At 62.5% G+C, this 22,962-nt stretch carries 24 protein-coding genes and 1 other RNA gene; 14 read left to right on the top strand and 11 right to left on the bottom strand.

From position 1 onward, the window contains the following. Positions 1-59: 59 nt before the first annotated feature. Genes modC through modA form a run of 3 tightly spaced genes read right to left on the bottom strand, consistent with a single transcriptional unit; the run spans position 60 to position 2,684 of the window. A complete protein-coding gene (gene modC, locus CGZ66_RS19845) occupies positions 60-1,172 on the bottom strand; it encodes a molybdenum ABC transporter ATP-binding protein (RefSeq protein WP_095087109.1) in 1,113 nt (370 codons plus the stop codon). Then, positions 1,169-1,873 (bottom strand): molybdate ABC transporter permease subunit, encoded by a 705-nt coding sequence (gene modB / locus CGZ66_RS19840; protein ID WP_095087107.1) that lies wholly within the window; start codon positions 1,871-1,873, stop codon positions 1,169-1,171. The genes modC and modB overlap by 4 nt, the downstream gene beginning before the upstream one ends. 16 nt (positions 1,874-1,889) lie before the next feature. Continuing rightward, entirely contained in the window at positions 1,890-2,684 is a 795-nt protein-coding gene (gene modA / locus CGZ66_RS19835) for a molybdate ABC transporter substrate-binding protein (protein WP_095087105.1), read from the bottom strand. Positions 2,685-2,832: 148 nt separating this feature from the next. Here modA and CGZ66_RS19830 point away from each other — a divergent pair, with 148 nt between their 5' ends. After that, entirely contained in the window at positions 2,833-3,039 is a 207-nt protein-coding gene (locus CGZ66_RS19830; RefSeq protein ID WP_095087103.1) for a TOBE domain-containing protein, read from the top strand. A gap of 38 nt (positions 3,040-3,077) precedes the next feature. Here CGZ66_RS19830 and CGZ66_RS19825 read toward each other — a convergent pair whose 3' ends face one another. Together CGZ66_RS19825 and CGZ66_RS19820 are read right to left on the bottom strand one after the other, a co-directional pair. Then, the gene (locus tag CGZ66_RS19825; RefSeq protein WP_095087101.1) at positions 3,078-3,872 is read right to left on the bottom strand and encodes a thymidylate synthase; all 795 of its coding nucleotides are present in this window, start codon (positions 3,870-3,872) and stop codon (positions 3,078-3,080) included. A gap of 224 nt (positions 3,873-4,096) precedes the next feature. Then, a complete protein-coding gene (locus CGZ66_RS19820) occupies positions 4,097-4,408 on the bottom strand; it encodes a DUF2853 family protein (RefSeq protein ID WP_095087099.1) in 312 nt (103 codons plus the stop codon). A 169-nt stretch (positions 4,409-4,577) separates the two neighbouring features. On the opposite strand from CGZ66_RS19820, the gene ssrA reads away from it, so the two are divergent. Continuing rightward, positions 4,578-4,937: a transfer-messenger RNA gene (ssrA, locus tag CGZ66_RS19815) on the top strand. Between the two features lie 114 nt (positions 4,938-5,051). Then, entirely contained in the window at positions 5,052-5,585 is a 534-nt protein-coding gene (locus tag CGZ66_RS19810; protein ID WP_095087949.1) for an AAA family ATPase, read from the top strand. Positions 5,586-5,627: 42 nt separating this feature from the next. Here the strand turns inward: CGZ66_RS19810 and CGZ66_RS19805 are convergent, their stop codons facing one another. Further along, positions 5,628-6,833: a multidrug effflux MFS transporter gene (locus CGZ66_RS19805; protein WP_095087097.1), complete on the bottom strand. Its 1,206-nt coding sequence runs from the start codon at positions 6,831-6,833 to the stop codon at positions 5,628-5,630. A 189-nt stretch (positions 6,834-7,022) separates the two neighbouring features. On the opposite strand from CGZ66_RS19805, the gene CGZ66_RS19800 reads away from it, so the two are divergent. From CGZ66_RS19800 to CGZ66_RS19785, 4 genes are all read left to right on the top strand, one after another. Next, positions 7,023-7,712 (top strand): TetR/AcrR family transcriptional regulator, encoded by a 690-nt coding sequence (locus CGZ66_RS19800; protein WP_095087095.1) that lies wholly within the window; start codon positions 7,023-7,025, stop codon positions 7,710-7,712. A gap of 118 nt (positions 7,713-7,830) precedes the next feature. Next, the gene (locus CGZ66_RS19795) at positions 7,831-8,373 is read left to right on the top strand and encodes an SspB family protein (RefSeq protein WP_095087093.1); all 543 of its coding nucleotides are present in this window, start codon (positions 7,831-7,833) and stop codon (positions 8,371-8,373) included. A gap of 15 nt (positions 8,374-8,388) precedes the next feature. Beyond that, complete coding sequence (locus CGZ66_RS19790; protein ID WP_095087091.1) at positions 8,389-8,634, top strand: DUF4169 family protein; 246 nt, start codon at positions 8,389-8,391, stop codon at positions 8,632-8,634. A gap of 20 nt (positions 8,635-8,654) precedes the next feature. Beyond that, entirely contained in the window at positions 8,655-8,876 is a 222-nt protein-coding gene (locus CGZ66_RS19785) for a ribbon-helix-helix domain-containing protein (protein WP_095087089.1), read from the top strand. A gap of 163 nt (positions 8,877-9,039) precedes the next feature. Here CGZ66_RS19785 and CGZ66_RS19780 read toward each other — a convergent pair whose 3' ends face one another. Next, the gene (locus CGZ66_RS19780; RefSeq protein ID WP_095087086.1) at positions 9,040-10,842 is read right to left on the bottom strand and encodes a chloride channel protein; all 1,803 of its coding nucleotides are present in this window, start codon (positions 10,840-10,842) and stop codon (positions 9,040-9,042) included. Positions 10,843-10,994: 152 nt separating this feature from the next. On the opposite strand from CGZ66_RS19780, the gene CGZ66_RS19775 reads away from it, so the two are divergent. The 3 genes from CGZ66_RS19775 to CGZ66_RS19765 all read left to right on the top strand — a co-directional run bounded on the left by CGZ66_RS19775 (position 10,995) and on the right by CGZ66_RS19765 (position 12,751). Then, entirely contained in the window at positions 10,995-11,426 is a 432-nt protein-coding gene (locus tag CGZ66_RS19775) for a MarR family winged helix-turn-helix transcriptional regulator (protein WP_095087083.1), read from the top strand. A 122-nt stretch (positions 11,427-11,548) separates the two neighbouring features. Next, positions 11,549-11,854: a hypothetical protein gene (locus CGZ66_RS19770; protein WP_095087080.1), complete on the top strand. Its 306-nt coding sequence runs from the start codon at positions 11,549-11,551 to the stop codon at positions 11,852-11,854. Positions 11,855-11,869: 15 nt separating this feature from the next. Beyond that, entirely contained in the window at positions 11,870-12,751 is an 882-nt protein-coding gene (locus CGZ66_RS19765) for a sigma-70 family RNA polymerase sigma factor (RefSeq protein WP_095087077.1), read from the top strand. Between the two features lie 33 nt (positions 12,752-12,784). On the opposite strand, the gene CGZ66_RS19760 is transcribed toward CGZ66_RS19765, so the two are convergent. Beyond that, positions 12,785-16,699 carry an AsmA family protein gene (locus tag CGZ66_RS19760; protein WP_095087947.1) on the bottom strand — a complete coding sequence of 1,305 codons (3,915 nt, stop codon included), beginning with the start codon at positions 16,697-16,699 and terminating at the stop codon, positions 12,785-12,787. A 178-nt stretch (positions 16,700-16,877) separates the two neighbouring features. Here CGZ66_RS19760 and CGZ66_RS19755 point away from each other — a divergent pair, with 178 nt between their 5' ends. Beyond that, a complete protein-coding gene (locus tag CGZ66_RS19755; RefSeq protein ID WP_095087074.1) occupies positions 16,878-17,864 on the top strand; it encodes a Dyp-type peroxidase in 987 nt (328 codons plus the stop codon). Between the two features lie 142 nt (positions 17,865-18,006). Here CGZ66_RS19755 and CGZ66_RS19745 read toward each other — a convergent pair whose 3' ends face one another. Beyond that, positions 18,007-19,494, bottom strand: coding sequence for a winged helix-turn-helix domain-containing tetratricopeptide repeat protein (locus CGZ66_RS19745; protein WP_095087071.1), 1,488 nt, complete (start codon positions 19,492-19,494; stop codon positions 18,007-18,009). 143 nt (positions 19,495-19,637) lie between these two features. On the opposite strand from CGZ66_RS19745, the gene CGZ66_RS19740 reads away from it, so the two are divergent. Continuing rightward, positions 19,638-19,856: a hypothetical protein gene (locus CGZ66_RS19740; protein ID WP_095087068.1), complete on the top strand. Its 219-nt coding sequence runs from the start codon at positions 19,638-19,640 to the stop codon at positions 19,854-19,856. Positions 19,857-19,933: 77 nt separating this feature from the next. Here the strand turns inward: CGZ66_RS19740 and CGZ66_RS19735 are convergent, their stop codons facing one another. Continuing rightward, a complete protein-coding gene (locus CGZ66_RS19735) occupies positions 19,934-21,346 on the bottom strand; it encodes an FAD-binding oxidoreductase (protein ID WP_095087945.1) in 1,413 nt (470 codons plus the stop codon). A 205-nt stretch (positions 21,347-21,551) separates the two neighbouring features. Here CGZ66_RS19735 and CGZ66_RS19730 point away from each other — a divergent pair, with 205 nt between their 5' ends. Beyond that, positions 21,552-22,037 (top strand): thioesterase family protein, encoded by a 486-nt coding sequence (locus tag CGZ66_RS19730; protein ID WP_095087065.1) that lies wholly within the window; start codon positions 21,552-21,554, stop codon positions 22,035-22,037. 143 nt (positions 22,038-22,180) lie between these two features. Beyond that, entirely contained in the window at positions 22,181-22,378 is a 198-nt protein-coding gene (locus CGZ66_RS19725; RefSeq protein WP_095087062.1) for a hypothetical protein, read from the top strand. A 41-nt stretch (positions 22,379-22,419) separates the two neighbouring features. Here CGZ66_RS19725 and CGZ66_RS19720 read toward each other — a convergent pair whose 3' ends face one another. Then, positions 22,420-22,899 (bottom strand): Lrp/AsnC family transcriptional regulator, encoded by a 480-nt coding sequence (locus CGZ66_RS19720; protein ID WP_095087059.1) that lies wholly within the window; start codon positions 22,897-22,899, stop codon positions 22,420-22,422. Between the last annotated feature and the right edge of the window lie 63 nt (positions 22,900-22,962).

The following is a 22,962-nucleotide window of genomic DNA, read 5'->3' as shown; positions in this document are numbered from 1 at the left end:
CCGATCCCATACTAGAAGCTCTTCCGCGATACCGCTATTCCAAAAAAACATAGCGATGGTCAGCCATCCGCTTCGACGGACAGGCCGGCGCCGGTGTTTGCCCGGTCGAAACTCACCGTCTTGACCACCGCGAAAACCTTGCCGCCGAGCCGAAGCTTCAGCCCCTGCCGCGACTGCTCGGTGATGCGGGCAAGCACGGTTGCGCCGTTGCAGTCGATGCCGACCTCGACTGTCGCGCCCTCGCCCGGGCTGATGGCGACAATGGTGCCCGGCAGAATGTTGAGCGCGCTGAGGCCTGTCGGTTTCTCCGTTGCGATCATCACGTCGCGGGCTCGGATGCGGATGCGCACCCGCGCCCCTGTCGTCATCGCCAGCCGCGGCACCCGGATCTCGCCGGCGGCCGAGCCGAGCACGGTCATGCCGAAAATCTCGTCATGGTGCAGCACCTTCGTGTCCAGCACGGCGCCGCCCTCGGCGCGCTCCTCCGCCGGCAGCAGGTCGAGCCTTTGCATCACCGCCTCGGTCGGTCCGCTCGCGATGACATGGCCTTGCGACAGCGTCACCACGTCGGTGGCCAGCCGCGCCACCTCGGCAACCGAATGGCTGACATAGACGATCGGGATTTTCGTCTCGTCGCGCAGCCGCTCGATATAGGGCAGGATCTCGGCCTTGCGCGCCTCGTCGAGTGAGGCCAGCGGTTCATCCATGAGCAGCAATCTGGGGCTGGTCAGCAACGCCCGGCCGATCGCCACGCGCTGCTTCTCGCCGCCCGAGAGCCTTGCCGGTCGCCTGTCCAGCAGCGGTCCAATGCCGAGCAATTCGACAACGGCATCCATCTCGGCGTAGCGCTCCGTTGCCGGCGTGAACCAGCGGCCATAGCGCAAATTGCTGGCCACGCTCATATGCGGAAACAGCCGCGCATCCTGAAACACCATGCCGATGCGGCGCTTGTGCTTTGGCACGAAAATGCCAGCGCCCGTGTCGACCAGCACGCGGCCATCGACCTCGATCCGCCCTGTGTCGGGCCGGATCAGCCCGGCGATCATATCGATCAGCGTCGTCTTGCCAGACCCGGAGGGTCCGAACAACGCCGTCAGCCGCCCGGCGCTCTCGAAGCGAACATCGAGGCTGAAATCGCCGAGGCGATGGCTGATGTCGACGAGGACGGTCATTCAATGTCCATCCGCCGGCCGACACGCCGTGCCAGCACCTCCGAAGCGACCAGTGCGGCCATCGAGATGACAATGGAGATCAGCGTCAGCCTGAGCGCGCCTTCGTCACCGCCCGGCACTTGCGTGAAGGTGTAGATCGCCGACGGCAGTGTCTGCGTCTCGTTGGGGATGTTGGACACGAAGGTGATGGTCGCGCCAAACTCGCCCATCGCCTTGGCAAAAGCCAGGATGGCGCCGGCGATCAATCCGGGCAGGATCAGCGGCAGCGTGATGGTGGCGAACACCCAGTAGGGATTTGCGCCGAGCGTTCCCGCCGCCGCTTCCATCTTGCGGTCAACCGCCTCGATCGACAGCCGGATGGCGCGCACCATCAGGGGAAAGCCCATGACGCCGCAAGCGAGCGCCGCACCCGTCCAGCGAAACGAGAAGACGATACCAAAATGCTCGGCCAGGAAGGCGCCGGCCGGCCCTCGCTTACCGAAGGTCAGCAGCAGCAGATAGCCCGTCACCACCGGCGGCAGAATCAGCGGCAGATGGACCAGGCCGTTGACCAGCGTCTTGCCCCAGAATTGTCCTCGGGCAAGCAGCAGCGCGATCAGTATGCCCGGCGGCAGGCTGGCGAGCATCGCCACCGTCGCCACCTTGATCGACAGCCGGACCGCATTCCATTCGTCGGGAGTGAGGTCCAGCAGCCAGTTCATGCGTTGGTTTCGTACCTCAATTGCTCGGCGTCAGGACGGTAAATCCCTGCTCCTTGAACAGCGCACCAGCCTTGCCCGACTGCAGGCATTTCAGGAAAGCCGGCGTATCCTTGTCCTTCGAATCGGCGGTCTGGGCAACCGGATAGATGATCGGCGGATGCGAATCCTCCGGGAAGGTGCCGACCACCTTGACGCCCTTTTCGGCATGCGCGTCGGTGGCGTAGACGATGCCGAGGGCGGCTTCGCCGGTCGAAACCAGCTTCAGCGCCGCGCGCACATTCTCGGCCTGCGCCACCTTGCCTTCGACCGACGACCAGACACCGAGCGATTCAAGCGCGGCCTTGCCGTATTTGCCGGCCGGCACAGCCTTGAAGTCGCCCATGGCCAGCTTGCCGTCGCCAATCAGCTTGGCAAGGTCAAAACCCTTCTCGATCTTGGTTTCAACCGTCGAGTCCTTCGGCGCCACCAGCACGATCTCGTTGCCGAGCAGCTTCACTTCGGTGTCCGGCTTGGTCAGCTTCTTGTCGGAGAGATATTTCATCCAGTCGAGGTCGGCCGAAATAAAGACGTCGGCAGGTGCGCCGCCCTCGATCTGCTTGGCCAGCGCCGAGCTTGCCGCGTAAGAGACGGTCGCGGCTTCGCCGACATCGGCCTCGCATGCCTTGTTCACCGCGTCGAGCGCGTCCTTGAGGCTGGCCGCGGCAAACACCACCACCTTGTCTTCCGCATGCGCGGCCGGCATTGCCGCCGCCAGTGCCGCGGCAAAACCGCCAATGGCGATTACCCTCAATCCGAAACCTTTGCGCGTCATGGAAAACTCCCCTGGGTTGAAATCCGATCGGCTCGAAGCCTGCCAACCGATATATCCGCATGAATATAACAAGGGAAGGCCCCGTACCCCTGTGCGACATCGATTGTTCTGGTAAGACGGGCAAAGAAACCCTGGAAAGGAAACTCCGATGAAGATCAGCGCCCGCAATATCCTTAAGGGAACGATCACCGAGATCGTCAAGGGAGCCACCACCTCGCATGTCAGGATCGACATTGGCGGCGCCGTCGTCACCGCTTCGATCACCAATGAGGCCGTCGCCGATCTTAAGCTCGAAAAGGGCAAGCAGGCCTATGCCGTAATCAAGGCTTCGGATGTCATGGTCGGCATCGACTGATCGGTGCCTGATTTCGAGGGTGAGCCGATCGGCGGGACTTAGACCGCGATCGGCGCCTTGATGGTCGCATCGGCGACGTAGTTTTCCAACCGGAAATCCTCGAAGCGGAAGGCGAACAGGTCCTTCACCTCGGGATTGATCCACATTGTCGGCAGCGCCCTTGGCGTGCGCTGCAATTGTTCGCGCGCCTGTTCGAAATGGTTCGAGTAGAGATGCGAGTCACCGAGCGTATGGACGAAATCGCCGGGCTTCAGCCCGGTCACCTGCGCCACCATCAAAGTCAGCAGCGCGTAGGAAGCGATGTTGAACGGCACACCGAGGAAGATATCGGCGGAGCGCTGGTAGAGCTGGCAAGAAAGCCGGCCCTCGGAAACATAGAACTGGAACAGGCAGTGGCATGGCGGCAGCGCCATGGCTTCCACTTCGGCCGGGTTCCATGCTGAAACGATCAGCCGCCGCGATTGAGGATTGCGGCGTATCTCCTTCAGAAGATTCGCTATCTGGTCGATGGAACCGCCATGGCCATCCGGCCACGAGCGCCACTGCTTGCCGTAGACCGGGCCGAGATCACCATTCTCGTCGGCCCATTCGTCCCAGATCGAAACGCCATGGTCGGTGAGGTATTTGATGTTGGTGTCGCCGGCCAGGAACCACAGCAGTTCATGGATGATCGACTTCAAATGCAGCTTCTTGGTGGTGGTGACGGGAAAGCCGCGCGCCAAGTCGAAACGCATCTGGTAGCCAAACACGGAGCGCGTTCCGGTTCCGGTGCGGTCGCCGCGATCGGCGCCGTTGTCCAGCACATGCTGCAGGAGGTCAAGATATTGGCGCATCGGTTTCCGGCTCAATTCGAGATTTCACCTATCATAGCGCATGTGTGAGTTGACGCCACGCTTGTCTGAAGTCTTCCCCGGCGGAGAGACCTTTTCAGAATTCGCTCTGGCGAGTCGAATAGCGTGGTTTTCGAGAACCGGAGCGGAGCGTACTAAAGTACGTGAGCACCGGAAGCGCAGAAAACCGCGCTAGTCGGCCGCCAGAGTAGAATTATCAAAAGGTCTCAGAGGGAGCCGAGTTTGCCCAGGTCCTTGGCGACCAGATAGTAGAAAGTCACCCGGTTCTTGGTGTTGTCGGCGGCCATCGCCTTGCAGACCTTTTCGATCGACGCATCAGCCTTCTTGTCGTCTGATATGCCAAGCTTTTTTGACACCCAGCCGGCCTTGACGCGGTCGAGCTCCTTCGGGTCGGTGCAGGACACCAGCGAGGAATCGCGGTTCCTGAGCGCAATGCCCAGATGCTTCACGATCTTGTCGACCACGTCGGCGCTTGCCGCGGCGTCGTATTTCTTCACGTCTGCAAGATAGTCGGCCATCAGAATTCCCCTCGTCGGCGCCACGAATCTGATCGATGAGGGCTGTGGCGCGCTGCTGCAACCTGTGCGCTAGGTCGGTAACTCCTCACCGTTGCAAAGCTTCGGTTGAGACCGCGCCCAAGTCAACCCTTGGCAATGCGGTTTTGCCATGGGGACAAAGTGCCATTGCGGCCTTTCATTTTCCACCATCGGCCCCTATATTCGTTTTGTCGGCTTGACCGACTATGGCGATAAATGGGCGATGAAATAAGCCGTTCGGACCCGGGGGCGGTACCCGGCGCCTCCACCAAAAGCCGCTGCCGAGACAGGGCGGTTTTTGCTGGGGGCGAAATAGGATCGACGAAGGTGTAAAGATCGTACTTTTGCCCGGCATTGTACCACCGTCATCGGGCTAAACTTATAGTTGCCAACGACAACTATGCGGAAGCACGTCTCGCTGCTTAATGCGGTGCGATAGCTTCAATTCAAGTCCTAGAGGTTCGCACTTCTAGGCGGGGTTCGGAGGTACCTGGCAACAGAAACCTCCACTTCTCCCCTCTTTCAATACGCCTCACGCGCAACGACAGCTTCGGCTGATCAGCCCCTTTGCACCGCCATGGCCGCGAAGGGCGCAGCACCGCGTGCCCGTCTCCATGGACAAAAGATGCAAAACAATTCCGATCGATTCTTCGTGCTGACCGGTGGTCCCGGCTCCGGCAAGACGACATTGATCGAAGCCTTGCGCCGGGCAGGCTTCGCCACCGCGGTCGAAGCCGGCCGCGCCATCATAGGCGGGACCGCCCTGCCCTGGCACGATCGCGCGCTGTTCGCCGAGTTGATGCTGTCGTGGGAGATGCGCTCCCATCAGGTCGCGTGCGAACACCCAGGCCCGGTCTTTTTTGATCGCGGCGTACCGGACACGCTTGGCTATCTGCGCCTGACCGACCTGCGCGTTCCCGAGCACGTCATGCATGCCGCCGAACGCTTCCGCTATGCCGGCCGCGTCTTCATTGCTCCGCCATGGCCTGACATCTTCACGCAGGATGCCGAGAGAAAGCAGACGCTCGACGAGGCCGAGCGCACCTATCATGCGCTGGTCGGCGTCTATTCGGAACTGGGTTACGAGCTGGTGCCGCTGCCATTGGCGCCGGTCGAGGTTCGGGTGCGCTATGTGCTGGCCGAGGCAGGATTGAGATAAGAAGGGCCGGGCGAGCCCGGCCTCTTCGTGGATTGTAATTGTTTATTCCGCCGGCGCCTCAACAGCTTCGCGCGAGCGGCCGAGCGTGACCTTGGCCAGCGTGAAGGAGATCACCGCGCAAAGCGTGATGCCGGCCACCATCGGCAGCGGCGTGCCGTCGAAGAACACCCCGGCGACGCCCATGGCGAGCGCGCCGATGGCGAAGTGCAGCGTGCCCATCAACGCCGAAGCCGTGCCGGCGATCTCGCCATGCTCTTCCATGGCCAGCACTGAGGTGGTCGGGATGACCAGGCCGAGGAAGCCGTAGCCGACGAACAGCAGCGCCGCCATCACGTCGAGCCGGTCGATGCCTGTCGCCATCACCGCGAACAGCACCACCATCGTCGTCGCGTAGCCAGTCACCGCGACACGCACCACGCGCCGCAGCCCGAAGCGCTCGGCCAGCAGACCCGTCAGCTGCGACATGCCGATAAAGGCGACCGCATTGATCGAGAAGAACACGCTATAGACCGAAGGCGAAAGCCCGTAGTGGTCGATCAGGATGAACGACGAGCTCGAAAGATAGACGAAGAAACTCGCAATGCCGAAACCGGCGATCGCCACTAGACCGAGGAAGTTGCGGTCGCCCATCAGGAAGCGGTAGCCGGAAAGCGCGGTTGCAAAGGAGGAACCGGCGCGGTCTTCCACCGGCCGCGTCTCCTTGAGCGAAGTCGCCAACAGGATGGTGGCAAGCACTGCCGCACCCGTCACCGTCCAGAACACCGCGCGCCAGCCGAAATTCTCGATGATCTGGCTGCCGGTCAGCGGCGCCAGGATCGGCGACACCGAAAACACCAGCATCAGCAGCGACATCAGCTTGGCAGCCTCATTGCCGGTGTGCAGGTCACGCACGATGGCGCGTGGAATGGCCATGCCGGCGCTGGCGCCAAGGCCCTGCAGGAAGCGGAAAGCGATCAGCCATTCGATGGTCGGCGCCATTGCCGAACCAATGCCGCCGATCATGAACAGCGCAAGGCCGCCATAGAGCGGCAGCTTGCGGCCGACCATGTCGGAGATCGGCCCAACGATGATTTGGCCAAAACCCATCGACAGGAAGAAGATCAACAGGCTCATCTGCACGGCGGCGGTGCCGGCGTGCAGATCCGCGCCGATCGAAGGCAGCGCGGGAAGATACATGTCGATGGCGAACGGGCCGATGGCGGACAACAAGCCGAGCACGACCGCAATGCGGAGGAATTTGGGACTCATGATAAAGGCTTCTTTCGAATCTGGTTGCCGCCGCGGGCCGGCGGGTAACCCAAGGACGTTCCATCCCCTGAAATTCCGACTCTCCAAGAGCGAATTCTGTTCGTCTCTCCGGAGCCAAATCTCTTCGTATTGTGTCCATAAATTTAGACACTCTTGTCTAATTCGTCAATCACCTCTATATAGATTTCTATGAAGCTGCACGTTTCTCCTGACACTTTCCCGCCACGCGGCCATGAGGCCAAGCGCATATCGATCGTCGACGCCGCAGCTGGAGTCTTCTGTCGCGAAGGTTATGCCGGCGCCAACATCGACCTGATCGCGGTCGAGGCCGGCGTCTCACGCCAGACCGTCTATAACCATCATGGCGACAAGGAAAAATTGTTCGTCGCCGTGGTGCGCGATCTGACCGAGCGCTGCAATACCGGCATTTTCGCCACCATCGCCACCTTCCCCGATCAGCCCAAGGACCTCGAAGCCGATCTGATCGGCTTTGCCGTACGCTTGAACCAGAACTGCATCTGCAACCGCGACGGAAAATTCCTGCGCAAGCTGATCCAGACCGAAGGCGAGCGCTATCCCGAACTGTTTGCAGAATGGCTGGAACAGGGCCCAGGCCGGACCTGGCCGGCAATCGCCGCCCGCTTCGCGCGGCTGGCTTATGGCGGTTACCTCGCGATCGAGGATCCCGATGTAGCGGCACGCCAGTTTCTCGGCCTCGTCAATGCCGAGCTGCAAACGACCTTCATGCTCGGCGGCACGCCGCGCGAGGACGAGGTGCTCCAGTCGGCGACCAATGGCGTGCGCACCTTCCTGCGTGCGTTTGGCAAGCGCCGGTCCGTCGCATCGGTTGAAAAGCAGGCCGCGCTGGCCAGCGCCTGAGCGATCAAATCGTCGGCAATAGTCCTCGTCTCGGTGCGGAGGTGATCTATATGCGGTTTACGCCGCGCTCAAGCTTGATTACAGCTATGCGGACGATTCAACGGAACCCGACCGCCACATGGCCGACGACCACATCCGCTACGACATTCTCGCCCAGGAGGCGTTGCGCGGCGTCATGCGCAAGGTCCTGGCCGAAGTCGCGCGCACCGGCCTCCCCGGCAACCACCACTTTTTCATCACCTTTCTGACCGGCGCGCCGGGCGTGCGCGTGTCGTCGCGGCTGCGCGAGCGCTATCCCGAGCAGATGACCATCGTCATCCAGTTCCAGTATTGGGACTTGAAGGTGACCGACACCGGCTTCGAGGTCGGCCTGTCCTTCTCCGACGTGCCGGAGAAACTCGAAATCCCCTTCTCGGCCGTGCGCGGCTTCTATGATCCTTCGGTCAATTTCGAACTCGAATTCGACGTCAAGACGGACGGTCTGGCAGCCGACGAACCAGCCGCTGAGGCCTCGCCCGAGCCGCTGACCATCGTCTCCGAGAAAAAGCCGAAGGCCGAGAAGAAGGCCGCCACCGCCGAGTCGGAGAAGAAGCCCGCTGCTGCCGACGCCGCCACCAAGGGCGCCGAAGTGGTCTCGCTCGACGCCTTCCGCAAGAAATAGTCCACGCCTCGCGCCATGGCCGACATCGTCAACCTCCGCCAGGCCCGCAAGCAGAAGGCGCGGGACGAGAAACTGCGCGTCGCCGAACAGAACCGGGCGCTGCACGGTCGTTCAAAGGCCGAAAAGGAACGCGACGGCATGATCGCCGACAAGAGCGACAAATTCGTCGCTGGCCACCGTCGCGAACCCTTTGGCGATAAGGACAACCAGAGCATCGGACAAAAAGGTGCGCGGCGGCTTCCGGATGAATCCGATGCTTAGAGCAAAATGAGCACTCCGCCGTGAGCGCCGTCGAAAAGCGCTCGGTGACCATTCGCGGTCACCGCACCAGCTATTCGCTGGAAAAGCCCTTCTATGACGATCTCGTCGGGATCGCGGCGACCAGGAAGCTGACGCTCGCCGCTCTTGTCGCCGAAGTCGACGAGACGCGGCCCCGCGACACCAACCTGTCTTCGGCTCTCCGGCTCTTTGTCCTGCAGTGGGCAAAGCGCGGCGCCGGCTAAATCTTTGACTTTACGCACTTCCGGACGGAAAACCGTTTCACACTTTTCCTGGAATTGCTTCTAGAGCGGTTCGCCGTTTCCCGGTAACGGCGAACCGCTCTAACTCGTTGTTTTGACGCAATTCCGGACGGAAAACCGTTTCACACTTTTCCTGGAATTGCTTCTAGAGGCTCTCGACCGCGTCCGCCTTTTTCCTGCGTCTGGTGCCGAAACCAAGCAGGGTCGAGCGATCCCGTTCCTCGGCCTGTTTCCTCGACCGCACGCGCATCAGATCCTTCCAGCCGACATAACCGACCAGCTGCAGGCTTTCACGGGTGACGACAGGTAGATGGGAGACGTTGGCCAGCAGCAGCTTGTCGGAGAGACCCTCCAGGTACTCATCCGGATAGGCCAGCGTGATCTTGCTGCCGGCCAGCAGCTCGCCAAGCGTCGTGGTGCGATGCGTGCCGGCGCGTCTCCAGCGCAGGATTGCCGGCGGATCGATGAGACCGATCACATGCCCGTTCTCGTCGACGACGGGAAAGCTCGGATGCCGCGTTTCCGGCGCCGTCAGGAACGCCGCCGCGCCATGCAGCGTCATCGCAGCCGGTACGCTCTCGACCTGAGAGGTCATCACCTCGCGCACCCTGGTCAGGGCGAAGGGATCGACACGGTATTCGCGAACCAGATGATGTCCCCTTCTGGCGATCTTCTCGGTCAGGATCGAACGCTTCATCAAGAGCACGGTGACGGCATGTGCCGCCGCGCAGGCCGCGATCAGCGGCACCAGCATGTGCGTGTTGCCGGTCAGCTCGACGGCAAAGAACGTTGCGGTCAACGGCGCCCGCATCGTGCCGCCCATGGTGGCGGCCATCGCCAGCAGCGCCCAGAAGCCCGGATCGGCCGCGGGCAGAACGCCGGCGAGCACCGCTCCCATCGCACCACCCATGATCAGCAGCGGTGCCAGCACGCCCCCGGACGTTCCCGAACCGAGCGCCACCGACCAGATTATGGCCTTCACCACAAGGAGGATGAGTGCCGCGGTGGCGACCGTGCGGCCATCCAGCATGTCGGTGATGTTGTCATAGCCGACGCCGAGCGCCTGCGGCTCGATCAGTCCGCCTATGCCGACCACCAGGCCACCCAGCATCGGCCACCACATCCAGTGAATGGGCAGCTTCTGGAAGCCGTCCTCGCAGGCATAGACCATCTGCGTCAGCAGCCCCGACAACAGGCCGGCCGCCACTCCGATCGAGACCCAGCCGGCAAGGCCGATAAAGGACACCTCCATGCCGCCCTGAAACGGAAAGATCGGGCCCGGCAGATGCAGCATGGTGCGCTCGACCTCGGCAATGATTGCCGCGACCGCCACCGGAATGAAGCTGCGCGGGGTCCATTCGAAAAGCAGCAGTTCGACCGCCAGCATGATGGCCGCGATCGGTGTGCCGAAGACCGTGGTCATGCCGGCCGCCGCACCTGCCACCAGCAGCGTCTTGCGCTCATTGTCGCTGACCGGCAGCATTTGTGCGATCAGCGAGCCGATCGCGCCGCCCGTCATGATGATCGGGCCCTCGGCGCCGAACGGGCCGCCCGAGCCGATAGAAATCGCCGACGACAGCGGCTTCAGGATCGCAACCTTGGCGTCGAGCCTCGAGCGCCCGAGCAGGATCGCCTCGATTGCCTCCGGAATACCGTGGCCGCGGATCTTCTCGCTGCCGAAGCGCGCCATCACGCCGATGATCAGCGCGCCGATCACCGGGACGACGACAGAGGCATAACCCAACGGCGTGTCCTGCAGCTTCAGATCGGCAAGCGTGAACTGGCCAAAATAGGCAATGTTGGTGGCAAGACGGATCAGTTTCAAAAGCGCGATGCCGGCAAACAGCCCCGCCGTCGCCACCACCACGGCGATGGCGGCGACGAGCAGCACCCTGGCATCGGTGGTGAAATCCCTGAGATGACCGGGATTGGAGTGATTGGGCTTCATGACGGACTTTGCTTTCTGGCAGCGAGCCGAATCTCGCGGCATGGTCGAGGCGGCCAGCCGGCTTTGTCGGCTGGCTATGTATCGTAACACGATATAAATATTCAAGTCGGTTTTGCTCGAAATCCGTTTGAGCTTTCCCGGAAAACGAACAAATGTCTGGTATGACGCAGCCACAGAAACCACGCCCGGCGATCAAGCAGTCCGACTACCAGCGGCTGTCCGAATTTCGTTACCTGATCCGCCGCTTCCTCGAATTCAGCCAGATCCAGGCGGAAGAAGCCGGCCTGACGCCGCGCCAGCATCAGGCATTGCTTGCAATCAAGGGATTCCCGGGCGGCGGACCGGTGACGATTGGCGATCTGGCGGAGCGCCTGCGCATTCGCCATCACAGCGCCGTCGAGCTGGTCAACCGCCTTTGCGAGGCAGGGCTGGTGGCAAGGGATCAGGACAAGGATGACCATCGCCGCGTGCTGCTGCGGCTGACCGAGCGCGCCGACGATTGCCTGGCCGAGCTGTCGGCAGCACATCTCGACGAGCTGTCACGCATCGAACCCATGCTCAAGCGCCTGCTCGTCCGTGAGTGACGCACCGGTGTTGTGGCGGCACGGCACCGAATAATTCCTGGCACCCCGAATCCTCGGGCTTCCCGGAAACGTCTCGACAGAGTGGGCCGGCAAGGCGAAACACGATCCAAGGAACAATCACGATGAAACGCCACCTGATACGCTACAAGACCAAGCCGGAACTGGCCGATGAGAACGAGCGGCTGATCAAGGCCGTGTTCCAGGAACTGAGCAACAAATCTCCGGACGGCGTTCGCTATATGACGTTGCGGGCCGGCGACGGGACCTTTGTCCATCTGGTCGAAACGGAAACTGATGCCCATTCCGAACTCATCACCGGGCTTGCGGCATTCGGGGCCTTTCAGAACGGCATCCGCGACCGTTGTATTGAGCGCCCTCAACGTGAGGAAATGACCGTCGTGGGCAGCTATCGGATGCTGGGCAAGTAGTCGGGATAGAGGCGCATGAACATCCCTGGCGATATCCGCGATCCCTTCGATCGCCTGTTCGGGGAATTGCGCCCCAAGCTGCACCGCTACTGCGCCCGCATGACGGGCTCGGCCATCGACGGTGAAGACGTGCTGCAGGAAGCCCTGGCCAAGGCGTTCGAAGCCCTGCCCAACACCGGCCCGATAGCGAATCCGGAAGGTTGGCTGTTCCGCATCGCCCACAATGCGGCGCTTGATTTCCTGCGCCGTCGCGCCCGTGAAAAGGCCTTTTCCGATGAGGATCCGGACATGATCGTCGACCCGGCCAACCCCACCGTCGATCGTCAGGCCGCGGCCGCCGGCCTGCACACCTTCATGCGCCTTCCCGTCGCACAGCGAAGCAGCGTCATCATGATGGACGTTCTGGGCTATTCGCTGCAGGAGATCAGCGCCATGCTCGACACCAGCATTCCGGCCATCAAGGCAGCGCTGCATCGTGGCCGTGGCCGCCTGCGCCAACTCGCCGATGAACCCGAGGATCGCCCTTCCCCCAGGCTGAGTGCGTCCGAACGCCTGCTCCTCGACGCCTACATCGATCGTTTCAACGCCCGCGATTTCGATGCGGTGCGCGACATGCTAGCGGACGAGGTGCGGCTGGAACTGGTGGCCAGGGCGCGGCTGAATGGCCGCAGGCAAGTCGGCACCTACTTCCGCAACTATTCGTCGGTCCAGGATTGGCGTTTCGTGCCGGGCTTCGTCGAAGGCAGGCCGGCAGTCCTTGTCTGCGATCCAAGTGACCCGACGGCGCGGCCTTCCTACTTCGTGCTGCTGGGATGGCAGGCGGGCAGGCTTGCCGCCATTCGCGATTTTCGTCACGCCCGCTACGTTGCGGACAGCGCCGAGATGTCCGTCCTCTGACGCAATTGTTCGGCGTGCCGGCGGCAGTTTGTGCTACTGCAACGACTTCAGCAGATTATCGATGGTGAACGGATTTGACTTCGGCTTGGCCGGCGGCGGGTTGTCGTTGGCCTCCGGAAGCGGCGCACGCTCTACCTTCGGGGCCTGCTGCGCGGCCTTGCGTTCGGCCTCGAGCCTTGCCTTTTCCTGCGAGGCGATGCGTCTTGCCTCCTCCGCCTTCTGCCGCTCCTGCTCGTCGGCCTGCGCCTTGGCTGCCTCGTCGGCGGACTGCTGCTGGGCCGCGGCCTCGGCATCTGCCTGGGCTTTCGCTTCGGCATCGGCTTTCGCCTTTGCATCCGCTTCGGCCTGGGCCTGCGCATCTGCTTGGGCCTTTGCCCTGGCGTCGGCCTCGGCTTTCAGCCGCGCCGCTTCCTCCTGTTGGCGCAGTTCCTCGGCCGCCCTGTCGCGTTCGTCCTGCAACGCCGCGTAGTAGCGCACCTCGCGCCGCAGCCGCTGCTTTTCGAGCAGCGCCGCCTGCATCGCCTCGACGCGCCGCTGTTCCCTTTCCAGCGCGCGCTGGGTCAGGAACTGTGCCAGCGGCTCGCTGTCGAACTGCCGTTTCACGGCGCCGAACGGCCCCTCGGCGGTGAAATTCACGACCGGCTCGGAGCCGACCAGCGCGTCGTCGCCGGGCCGATAGGTAATCACCCCCTTGGCGGAAACCATGGCTGCGTTGAGGTCCGCAATAATGTCGGCGGACAAGGTCGCCGTCGGATTCTCCAGGCTGATCGGCGGTGCCCGCACCGTGCCGCCGGCAACCGTGAAGGCGACAGATGTATCCTTGGCGGCAAAACTGCCATCGGCGGCAATTTGCGGCGCGAAGGCGGCGGTCTTGGCCGCGTCGATGTCGCGCCCTATCGCATCCGCCTTGGCAAGAAACGCGTTAAACGCATCGGGATTGACGCCGGCGACCTGCAAGCCCTTCAGCGCCGCCGTGCCGGAGCCGGACAGAGCGGCCACCATCGCATCGACCGACTTGCCGCTGGTCGACAGCGCCGTCGAAAAGTCGCCACTGCCGCTGATGCCGGCATTTGGCAGCACGGTCGCCAGATCGGCGCCGGCCAGTTTCATCTGGCCGGTGAAAAGTCCGGTGCCGTCATTGTTCTTCAATTCGAACAGGCCTGTCAGCGCACCATTGAGGAATTTTGCCTTGAGATCCGAAACCCGGATGCCTTCCTGGTCGAGTTTGAGCGAGAATCCGGCGTCATAGGCGGTGGCGAACGGCCCGGCGGCAAGTGCCGCCGTCGTCAGGTCGAGATCGGCGGTGAACGGCAGACTGGATTTCTGGCTGAACGGAGCAGCCGGCCAACCACCATTCTTGTCGCCCCCACTCTTATTGGCAAGGAAAGCGGAATCGCCGAACAGCGCCACCGCCATCGGATCGAGATCAAGTTCGTCGAGTACCAGCGCGCCCGCCAGATGCGGCACGCCGTCCTTGACCTCGACATTAACGTCGCCGGACACCGCCGCCTCGTTTAGGGCGCCGCTGAGATTGTCCAGCACCAACAGGCCGTTGCCATAGTCGCCCTGCGCCGCGAGTGACGCCGACATGCCAGCGCCCATGCCGGGCAGGCCGATGCCGGTCGTCATCAGCCACGGCTCGATGTCGGCGGCATCGAGGCTGAGCTTGCCTTTGACGGTAGCCCCTTGCGGCGTGTCCGCGACGGTTCCCTCGAAACCGGCCTTGAAGTCGTTGCCGGCGAGGCTGAAAGTCGTCGCCAGGCCGCCGCCAAGCGTACCCTTGGCCTGAACGTCCGTGCTCGCCTCGCCCAGCATGCCGAGCGGCAGCGCCGGCAGGCCGTAGAGCGCCAGCAGCGCGGTGGCGTCAGGGTTCCTGGCGTTGAAGGTCAGCGTCACCGGTGCTTCGAGCAGCTTGTCCGCTGCTCCCTTCCCCGACAGCGATGCCGAGAAGGCCGAGCCGCCGGCCTTGCCTTGGCCGCTCACCGCCAGCCCCGTAGTGCCATCGCCATTGTCGGCGGCACTTGCCACAAGGTCGACGCGTGCATCCTGGAACAGCTCGGGATAGGCCGCCGCACGGCTTGCCAGCCCCTTCAGCACGGCATTGTCGGGATAGTGCTGGGCGGCGACATCGACCAGAGGCTTGAGATCGACGGCAACCACCGAAGCGTCGAGCTTGCCGGTCGGACTTGCCGGAAAATCCTTGATCCGGCCGGTAGCGCTGATCGAGGCGCCGGCCAACCCGCCCAACGACAGTCGGTCGATTTCAAGCAACCCGTCGCGCAGCCTCAGCGCCGTGTCGACCGTGTCGGCGGTCAGGCCGCCGGCGCTGACCGGCCCGGCCTTGATCTGGAAATCCAGGTCGCGGTCGGCAAAGCGGTTAGCGCCCTTGTCGCTGACGAAGATCGAAGCGAAGGCTGCCAGCCCGTCGACATCGAGCTCACCGCCTTCGAGCCGCATCAGCACCGACGGTTTGGCATCGTCAGGCTGGCTGGAATCGATACTGCCCGAAAACTTCGCCTTGCCCAGGATCAATTCGAGATCGCTGAAGGCCTGGCGCTTTTCCGTGAGATCGACCGTGGCCTTGAAACCGGCGGCCGGCAGACGGCGGATCGCCTCGTCGACATCCTTCGACAGCCAGGCGGCAAAGCCTGAAGGTTGCGCCACAGCCAGCAGCAGCGAGCCGGTGAAGCCGAAATGATCCTCGACGCTGAGCATGCCGTTGGCTTCCAACGTGGTGCGGCCAGGCAGTGTCGCGGCGAGCGATTCCACCAACCAGCCGCCATCGGTCGGCTGGGCGGAAAGATGGACGTCGCGCACCGTGGTATCGCCGGCGACCACAGCCGGCAGCTTGACCTCGACGGTGCCGGGTATGGTTGGCTTCGGCAGCTCGTGCAACGCCTGTTCAAGCGCCGCGATGCGCTGGTCGAGCGTCGCGCCGGCGCCGGCCTCGGCGCCCACCGCCTCGTCGAACTGCACCTGCGCGCCACTGGCCTCGATGGCGAAGCAAGGCTTCAGGCCGAGATCGACAGAAGCCTTGCCGTCGGCGGTGTACGGGTTGTCGAGCGGCCCGGTCTCGAAGCGGAATTCGTCGACACCGAGCTTCTGGTGGTCGAGCGAAAACTTGCCGTTCAGCCGAAAGCCCGGATCGGGCTTGCCAGCACTGACTTTCACCGTCTCCCCGTCGTTGCCGCGCAGCGCGGCGCTGTTCTTGTCGGCACCGGAGATCTTGAACTGGCCGGAGTAGACGGCGGCACCCTTGACGATGCCGGCATTGCCGTCGGTTTCGATGACCAGCGGATAGGCATCGGGATCGGCCTTCAGCCGAAGCCGCATCTGCCCGGTGCCTTCGACCTTGCCGGTGGACGCCACGACCGTGGTGCGAAGGCCGTCGAGCCGCAGTGTGCCGTCCATGCGCCATGGCCCGGCCAGCGACTTGGCCGAGATCGTCGAATTGATCTCGGAGATGAGATGGCTGCGTCCGCCGGCGGCATGGCTGAGTTTGATCTGCCCTTCCGTCACCGTCAGCTTTTCGATGGAAATCTGGTTGAGGTCGAAGGGCGAGGACGGTCGCATCGCCCAGTCGACGGTACCGTTGCTGGCAATATCGATGGTCGCTTGCGGCCGCACCAGCCGCATGTCGAAGATCAGCACCTCGCCACGCAGGAAGGGCGCCAGCTCCGCATCCATCGAAAACGTCTCGACGGTCATGGCCGGCTGGCCATTCGGGCCACCGGCGACGGTAACGTTGGAAAAGGTCACCGAGGGAAACGGCAACAGCCGCGCCGTGGCATCGCCCTGCACCGTCACCTTGCGGCCGAGGATGGCGCTGGCCTCGCGCTCGAATTCGGCGCGGTAGCCGGTCCAGTCGACAAAATACGGCACCACTAGCGCCGCACAGAGCACCAGCACGAACAGGCCACCGAAGATCACGAACAGGCGTGCGAGCATCAGCTCCAAACGGGTTGATTGAAATTCTGCCGCACTCTACCTGCATCCGCGTGTCGATAAAGAGGCAATTCGTCCAGCGTTGCGTGATGCCTCATCCGCAGGTTGCGTGATGTCTCATCCGCAGTTGCGTGAAGCCGGATGATCTGAAACAAATCCTGGAAAAGCGGAGATTTTTCGGATGTCAGGGAAGAACTGGGACCGCGTGCCGATCGATGCGCAGAGCGTCGATGCTCCACTGTCGTTGTCGGCGGTCTTTCTTGTCGTCACCGTCGCCAGCGAGCAAAGCGCTCTGGCCAAGGTCGCGGCCGTGCTCGGCGGGCTTGACGATCTCGTCAAGACTGTCGGATTCCGTGACCTGTCCGGCCACCTGTCCTGCATTGCCGGCATCGGCCGCGAGCTCTGGGATCGCCTCTCTCCAAACCGGCGGCCGCTGGAGCTGAGATCGTTTGCGCCGATCAAGGGCGCGGTTCATTCGGCGCCGTCGACAGCGGGCGACCTTCTCTTCCACATCCGCTCCGAACGCCCCGACATGTGCTTCGAGTTCGAGCGCATCCTGCTCGACAGCCTTGGCGACGGCGTGACGGTCGTCGACGAGGTCTCGGGCTTCCGCTATTTCGATGCGCGTGACCTGCTCGGCTTTGTCGACGGCACGGCCAACCCGACCGGCCTCGATCTGCCCGCCTCGGCGCTCGTTGGCGACGAAGATGCCGACTTCGCCGGCGGCAGCTATGTCGTCGTTCAGAAATATCTGCACGATCTCAATGCGTGGGCGCGAACGCCAACACCCCTCCAGGAAGAGATCATCGGCCGCACCAAGATCGACAACATCGAAATCGATGACGACGACGCGCCGCGCAAATCGCACAAGTCGCTGGCCACCATCGAGGATGCCGATGGCAACGAATACGATATCCTGCGCGACAACATGCCCTTCGGCCAGCCGGGGCGACGGGAATTCGGAACCTATTTTATCGGCTACACCAGGTATCTCTGGGTGATCGAGAAGATGCTGCAGCGAATGTACATCGGTGACCCGCCGGGCGCTTACGACCGGTTGCTCGATTTCTCCACGCCGCACACCGGCACGACGTTCTTCGCGCCAACCCGCCCCACGCTGCAAACGCTTGTTCAGGGCGCGCAGGAGAAGCCTGCGGCCGCACGCTAATCCGGCGCCCTCTGGTTCGCCACCGACCGCATGCCTTGCGCGCGGTGCGCGAGTTGAAGGCAGGGCCGTCCGACGCGGCACGTTGTTTTAAGACGGGTCGATGGTACTCACAGCTCACAGTGGGCTGCGGCTTGGGAGACGCTTATTCTTGTCTGTCGACACGGGCCAGGATCGCGCGGTAACGGCTGCACACAGCGGGATCCTCAAAGAAATCCAATTCCGCATCGACGATCTCGTCAAGGCCTAGTCCAGGGTAATGTGCCTTGACTTTTGCCAGGGTGTCTTGCGCTTGCTTGATTTCGCCGAGTTCGCAATGGCAGACGACAAGACGAACGAGCGACCACCGCGGTACGCTCGCCATTTTCGCGTAGCAGGCCGTTGCCTCGCGATATCGTCCAGCAGTGGTCAGTATGATGCCGCGAAAGTCTTCATACCATCCCACAGCGTATGGGTCACGGCGCTGGGCTTGGTTTATTTCAACAAGCGCCTCATCCGGCCTGTCCGTGTAGTTGAGGAAAAGGGCACGGATACTGAGAATGAACGGGTCGTTGGGATTCAGGGCAACCGCGCGGTCAAGGCTGATTTCAGCCTGCCTGAATTGGCGCAAGTACAAGAGAGCAAAGCCGGTCGCGAGGTGGCCGTACGCCCCGTCGGGGTCGAGTTGCAACGCGGTTTTTGCCATCTCCAGCGCTGAATGCAGATAATCTGAATTGTAGTAGACCCAGAAGAATTTGAGGGTCTCGACAACGCCGAGCATGGCGTGGGCAGCAGCAAACCGCGGATCGAGCTTTACCGCCTGGCGCAGAAACGGTTCCGCTTCGTGCGCGGCGTCATAGACGGCCGCCAATTGCAGCGCCCGGAGGTAAAACTCATAGGCCGACATGTTGTCCGTCGGCCGGGCCCTGGCGCGCGATGCAATCGCGGTTCTGGCCTGCCGGGCCAGGCGGGCTGCAATCACCTGGGTGATTTCATCCTGGATGGCGAAAATATCATCGAGTTCGCGGTCGTAGTGCTCGCCCCAGATGTGAGCTGTTGAAGATGCGTCGATCAGCTGCACGGTGACCCGCACCCGGTTGCCGATCTTCCGCACGCTGCCTTCGACGACATACTGGACGCCAAGTCTCTTCGCCACCTCGGCCACGTCATTCGCCTTGCCGCGGAACTGGAAGGAAGAGTTCCGCGCAATGACCAGGAACTCCCTGAACTTGCCAAGCTCGGTGATGATGTCTTCGGTTATCCCGTCGCTGAAATAGCCCTGCTCCCGGTCGCCGCTCATGTTGTCGAAGGGAAGAACGGCGATGGACGCTCTGGCCGGCGCTGTAGCCTCTGCGATAGCCACAAAGGGCTTGGGACCAGCATATTTATAGCCACGACCATCGACGGTTACGATCATCTCGGCGGGCAGCAGTTTTCGCAGCGCCGAAATGTGGACCTGCAGCGTGTTCTCCTCCACCACCACGCCGGGCCAGACAGCATCGAAGAGTTCGGTCTTGCCGATCACCTCGTCCGGCCTTTCCAGCAACGTGGCGAGGATGTCAAAGGATCGCGTCGACAGCTCCATCGGCCCCTTGGGTCCCAGCAGAAGCCGTTCGGCGCGTTTCAGACGATAATTCCCAAACTCCAAGTCCATTTGCAAAAGAACCCGTCCCTCGAGGGCAACGATAACCCAAGACGGTCCTGAAGGCGAACTTCAGGGTAGTTCAGAACCTTTCAGGTCCGAGCCAAGGACCTGAGTGGGACACGGTGTCATTCTCACCGTCACTGGAGGACACCATGGCCGACATCTCCACCACCGTCCTGATTAACATCCGACGCCTTAAACTGCCTCGGCTAGGCTTTCCGAGGCTTGCAATCGGCGCAACTCTCAATGGCATATGCGGTGTGATGGGCGACGCATTCAAAATGGCCTACCTGGACCCATACACCGGTCTTCGTCGCCAACCGCCGATCGTCCCAGACGAAGATCTTGAAGGCCGAGATCCCAACTGGTGACCTGCAAGTCCTCGCCGAGTGGTTCAGCGCAAGCTTCGCGCTGGGTCGAGCCAACTACGCGCTAACAAGTCCGCGCCCTAATTTCCAGGCAATATCTTGCCCGGGTTCATGATATCAAGCGGATCGAGCGCCTGCTTGATGGTGCGCATGATGTCGACGCCGTGGCCGAGTTCATGGCGCAGGAAGCCGATCTTGCCCTGGCCGATGCCGTGCTCGCCGGTGCAGGTGCCATCCATGGCGATCGCCCGCATGTTGAGCCGCGCGACGAATTTTTCCGACAGCGCGATCTCCTTGGGGTCGTCGACGTCCATCAGGACCAGCACGTGAAAATTGCCGTCGCCGGCATGGCCGACGATCGGCGCAATCAGCCCCATCTCGGCGATGTCGGCTTCGGTCTCGGTGACACATTCGGCAAAGCGCGAGATCGGCACGCAGACATCGGTCGACAGCCCCTTGGCGCCCGGCCGCAGCGTCAGTGACGACCAGTAGGCGTCGTGCCTCGCCTTCCACAGTTTCGTCCGCTCTTCGGCGACACTGGTCCACAGGAACGGCCCGCCGCCATTCTCTTCGGCGATCATGCCGAAAGTCTCGGCCTGCTCGGCAACGCCGGCATCACTGCCGTGGAATTCGACGAACAGGCACGGGCTTTCGGGGTAATCGAGCTTCGAATAATTCTTCATCGCCCGCATCTGCAGCGCGTTGACGAGTTCGATGCGCGCCACCGGAATGCCCATCTGGATCGTCGCGATGACCGTGTTGCAGGCCGCCTCGACGCTCGGAAAGGGACAAACGCCGCCGGAGATCGCTTGCGGAATGCCTTGCAGCTTCAGTGTCAGCGACGTGATGATGCCAAGCGTGCCTTCCGAGCCGACCAGCAATCGCGTCAAATCGTAGCCGGCCGAGCTCTTTTTCGCGCGCTTGCCGGTCGTCACCGTCTCGCCGTCGGCCATGACCGCGGTCAGCGACAGCACGTTCTCGCGCATCGTGCCGTAGCGCACCGCATTGGTGCCTGACGCTCGCGTCGCCGCCATGCCGCCGAGCGAGGCGTTGGCGCCCGGGTCGATCGGAAAGAACAGACCGGTGTCGCGCAAATGTCGGTTCAAATCCTCGCGGGTAACGCCGGGTTCGACCGTGCAGTCGAGATCCTGCGGATTGACCGCAAGGATGCGGTTCATTCGCGACGTGTCGACCGAGATGCCGCCTCCCGGCGCATTGGTGTGGCCTTCCAGCGATGAGCCTACGCCGAAGGCGATCACCGGCACCCGATACACGGCACAGGCGCGCACGATCTCCTGAACCTCGGCCGTCGTCTCCGGGAAGGCGACACCATCCGGCGCCTGCGTCGGGATATAGGTGGTGGTGTGCGCGTGCTGCGAACGAATGGCCTGGCCGGTATGGAAGCGCTCGCCGAACCGCTGCTTGAGGATGCCGAGCACCGCCGCGATGCCTTCCTCGTTGCGTTCGACCGGATTGAGGTCGCTCAGAGCCATGAATTCCTCCGCGAATGGACCAGCGCGCACCCTTGTTGTGCATCTATGGATGATGCGCTCGGCAATCCCAGGAAAGGCGTGGAGCGGCTTTCCATCGGAATTGCGTCAAACAAGGAGATAGAGCAGTTCGGCGTTTCCGTGAAACGATGAACCGATCTAGTCTCACCGGCAACAGTCTGTCCAGCACCAGAACAAGGAAGTTTCGATGCCTATTCCCGCCCCCTTCGTCTCCCAACCCATGGACATCGAGAAGGACTGGATCGACTATAACGGCCATCTCAACATGGCCTATTACAACGTGCTGTTCGACCGCTGCTCGGACGACGCCTTCGAGGCGATGGGCATGGGGCCGAATTACGCCAGGGACCGCCGCCTCACCATCTACACGGCGGAAGTCCATGTCTGCTACGTGCAGGAGCTGCACCTCGAGCACAAGGTCACCGTCACCTTCCAGCTGATCGACCATGACGACAAGCGGCTTCGGGTCTACCAGGAAATCCGCCACGTCGACGGCTGGCTGGCCGCGACATCGGAATCGCTTTCACTGCATGTCGACATGTCCGGGCCGAAGGTGGCGCCCTTTCCCGCCGATGTGCTTGCCAAGGTCGAAGCCATGCGCGCCGCCCATTCGGCACTGCCGATGCCGGAGCGCGCCGGCCGTTCGATCGGGATTCGCCGCAAGACCGCTTGAAGCGACTCGACGGCCACGTTAACCTTACCGAGGTTTTAACGGGAACAAGCCAATTGAGCCATTGAACGACTCAGCGGAGCGGTCGAGAACGATGCTCATGGGTTGCGATAGGGCGGCGGGCGAAGCCGGTTCGAGGGACGTGCATGAAAACCGACATCAAGGTCGAAGTGGACAGGCTCGTAGCCGATCCACGCATCACCGACTATGATTTCTGGCGCTCGCTCAAGAACGTCAACAACGAGATCTTCCACATCGCCAACAACAACGAGCCGATCCCGTTCGACATGATCCGCTGGCGCGCCATCCTGAAGCAGGCGCGCATGAAGCGCGGCCACGCCTAGAGCCTTCGACCGACATCCTCGCCTTCAAGACTGCCTCGCCCTCAAGATTGGCGCTTCACCGCTCCCAGCGGCGAGCGCGGCACCACCGGCGACGACTGGATGATCGCCGTGTTGGTCATCGCGTAGGGAATGATGCGGTCGATCACCCGTTCGAGCTCGGCCACGGAGCCGACATGCGCCAGCGCGATGAAACAGTCCTCACCGGTCACCCGGTCGCATTGCGCGATCTCCGGCAGCTCGCGGATGATCTCGGCCACCACAGCCAGTTGCCCTGGCACCGGACGGATGCGCAGCCATGCCGATAGCGGCAGGCCAAGTGCGGCAGGGTTGATCCTGACAGAATAGGCCTCGATGACGCCGCTCTCCTGCAGCCGCTTGATCCGCTCGGCGACACTCGGTGCCGACAGGCCGACCGAGCGTGCAAGCTCCGCCGTGCTGATGCGCGCGTCCTTCTCCAGCAGGCGCAGGATCTTCATGTCCGCCGCATCGAGGTCGGCGCTTTCAGTTCGAAGGCGTTTCAAGGAAATCTCCTTGCTTCCGGGCGAAAGCTATCCAGAGGAGCCAATCATCACCCATATAAATCG

The organism is Mesorhizobium sophorae, from assembly GCF_002270415.1.
GTDB lineage: Bacteria > Pseudomonadota > Alphaproteobacteria > Rhizobiales > Rhizobiaceae > Mesorhizobium > Mesorhizobium sophorae.
The sequence above is the reverse complement of the archived record's forward strand: the minus strand, read 5'-3'. Positions and strand labels throughout refer to the sequence as shown.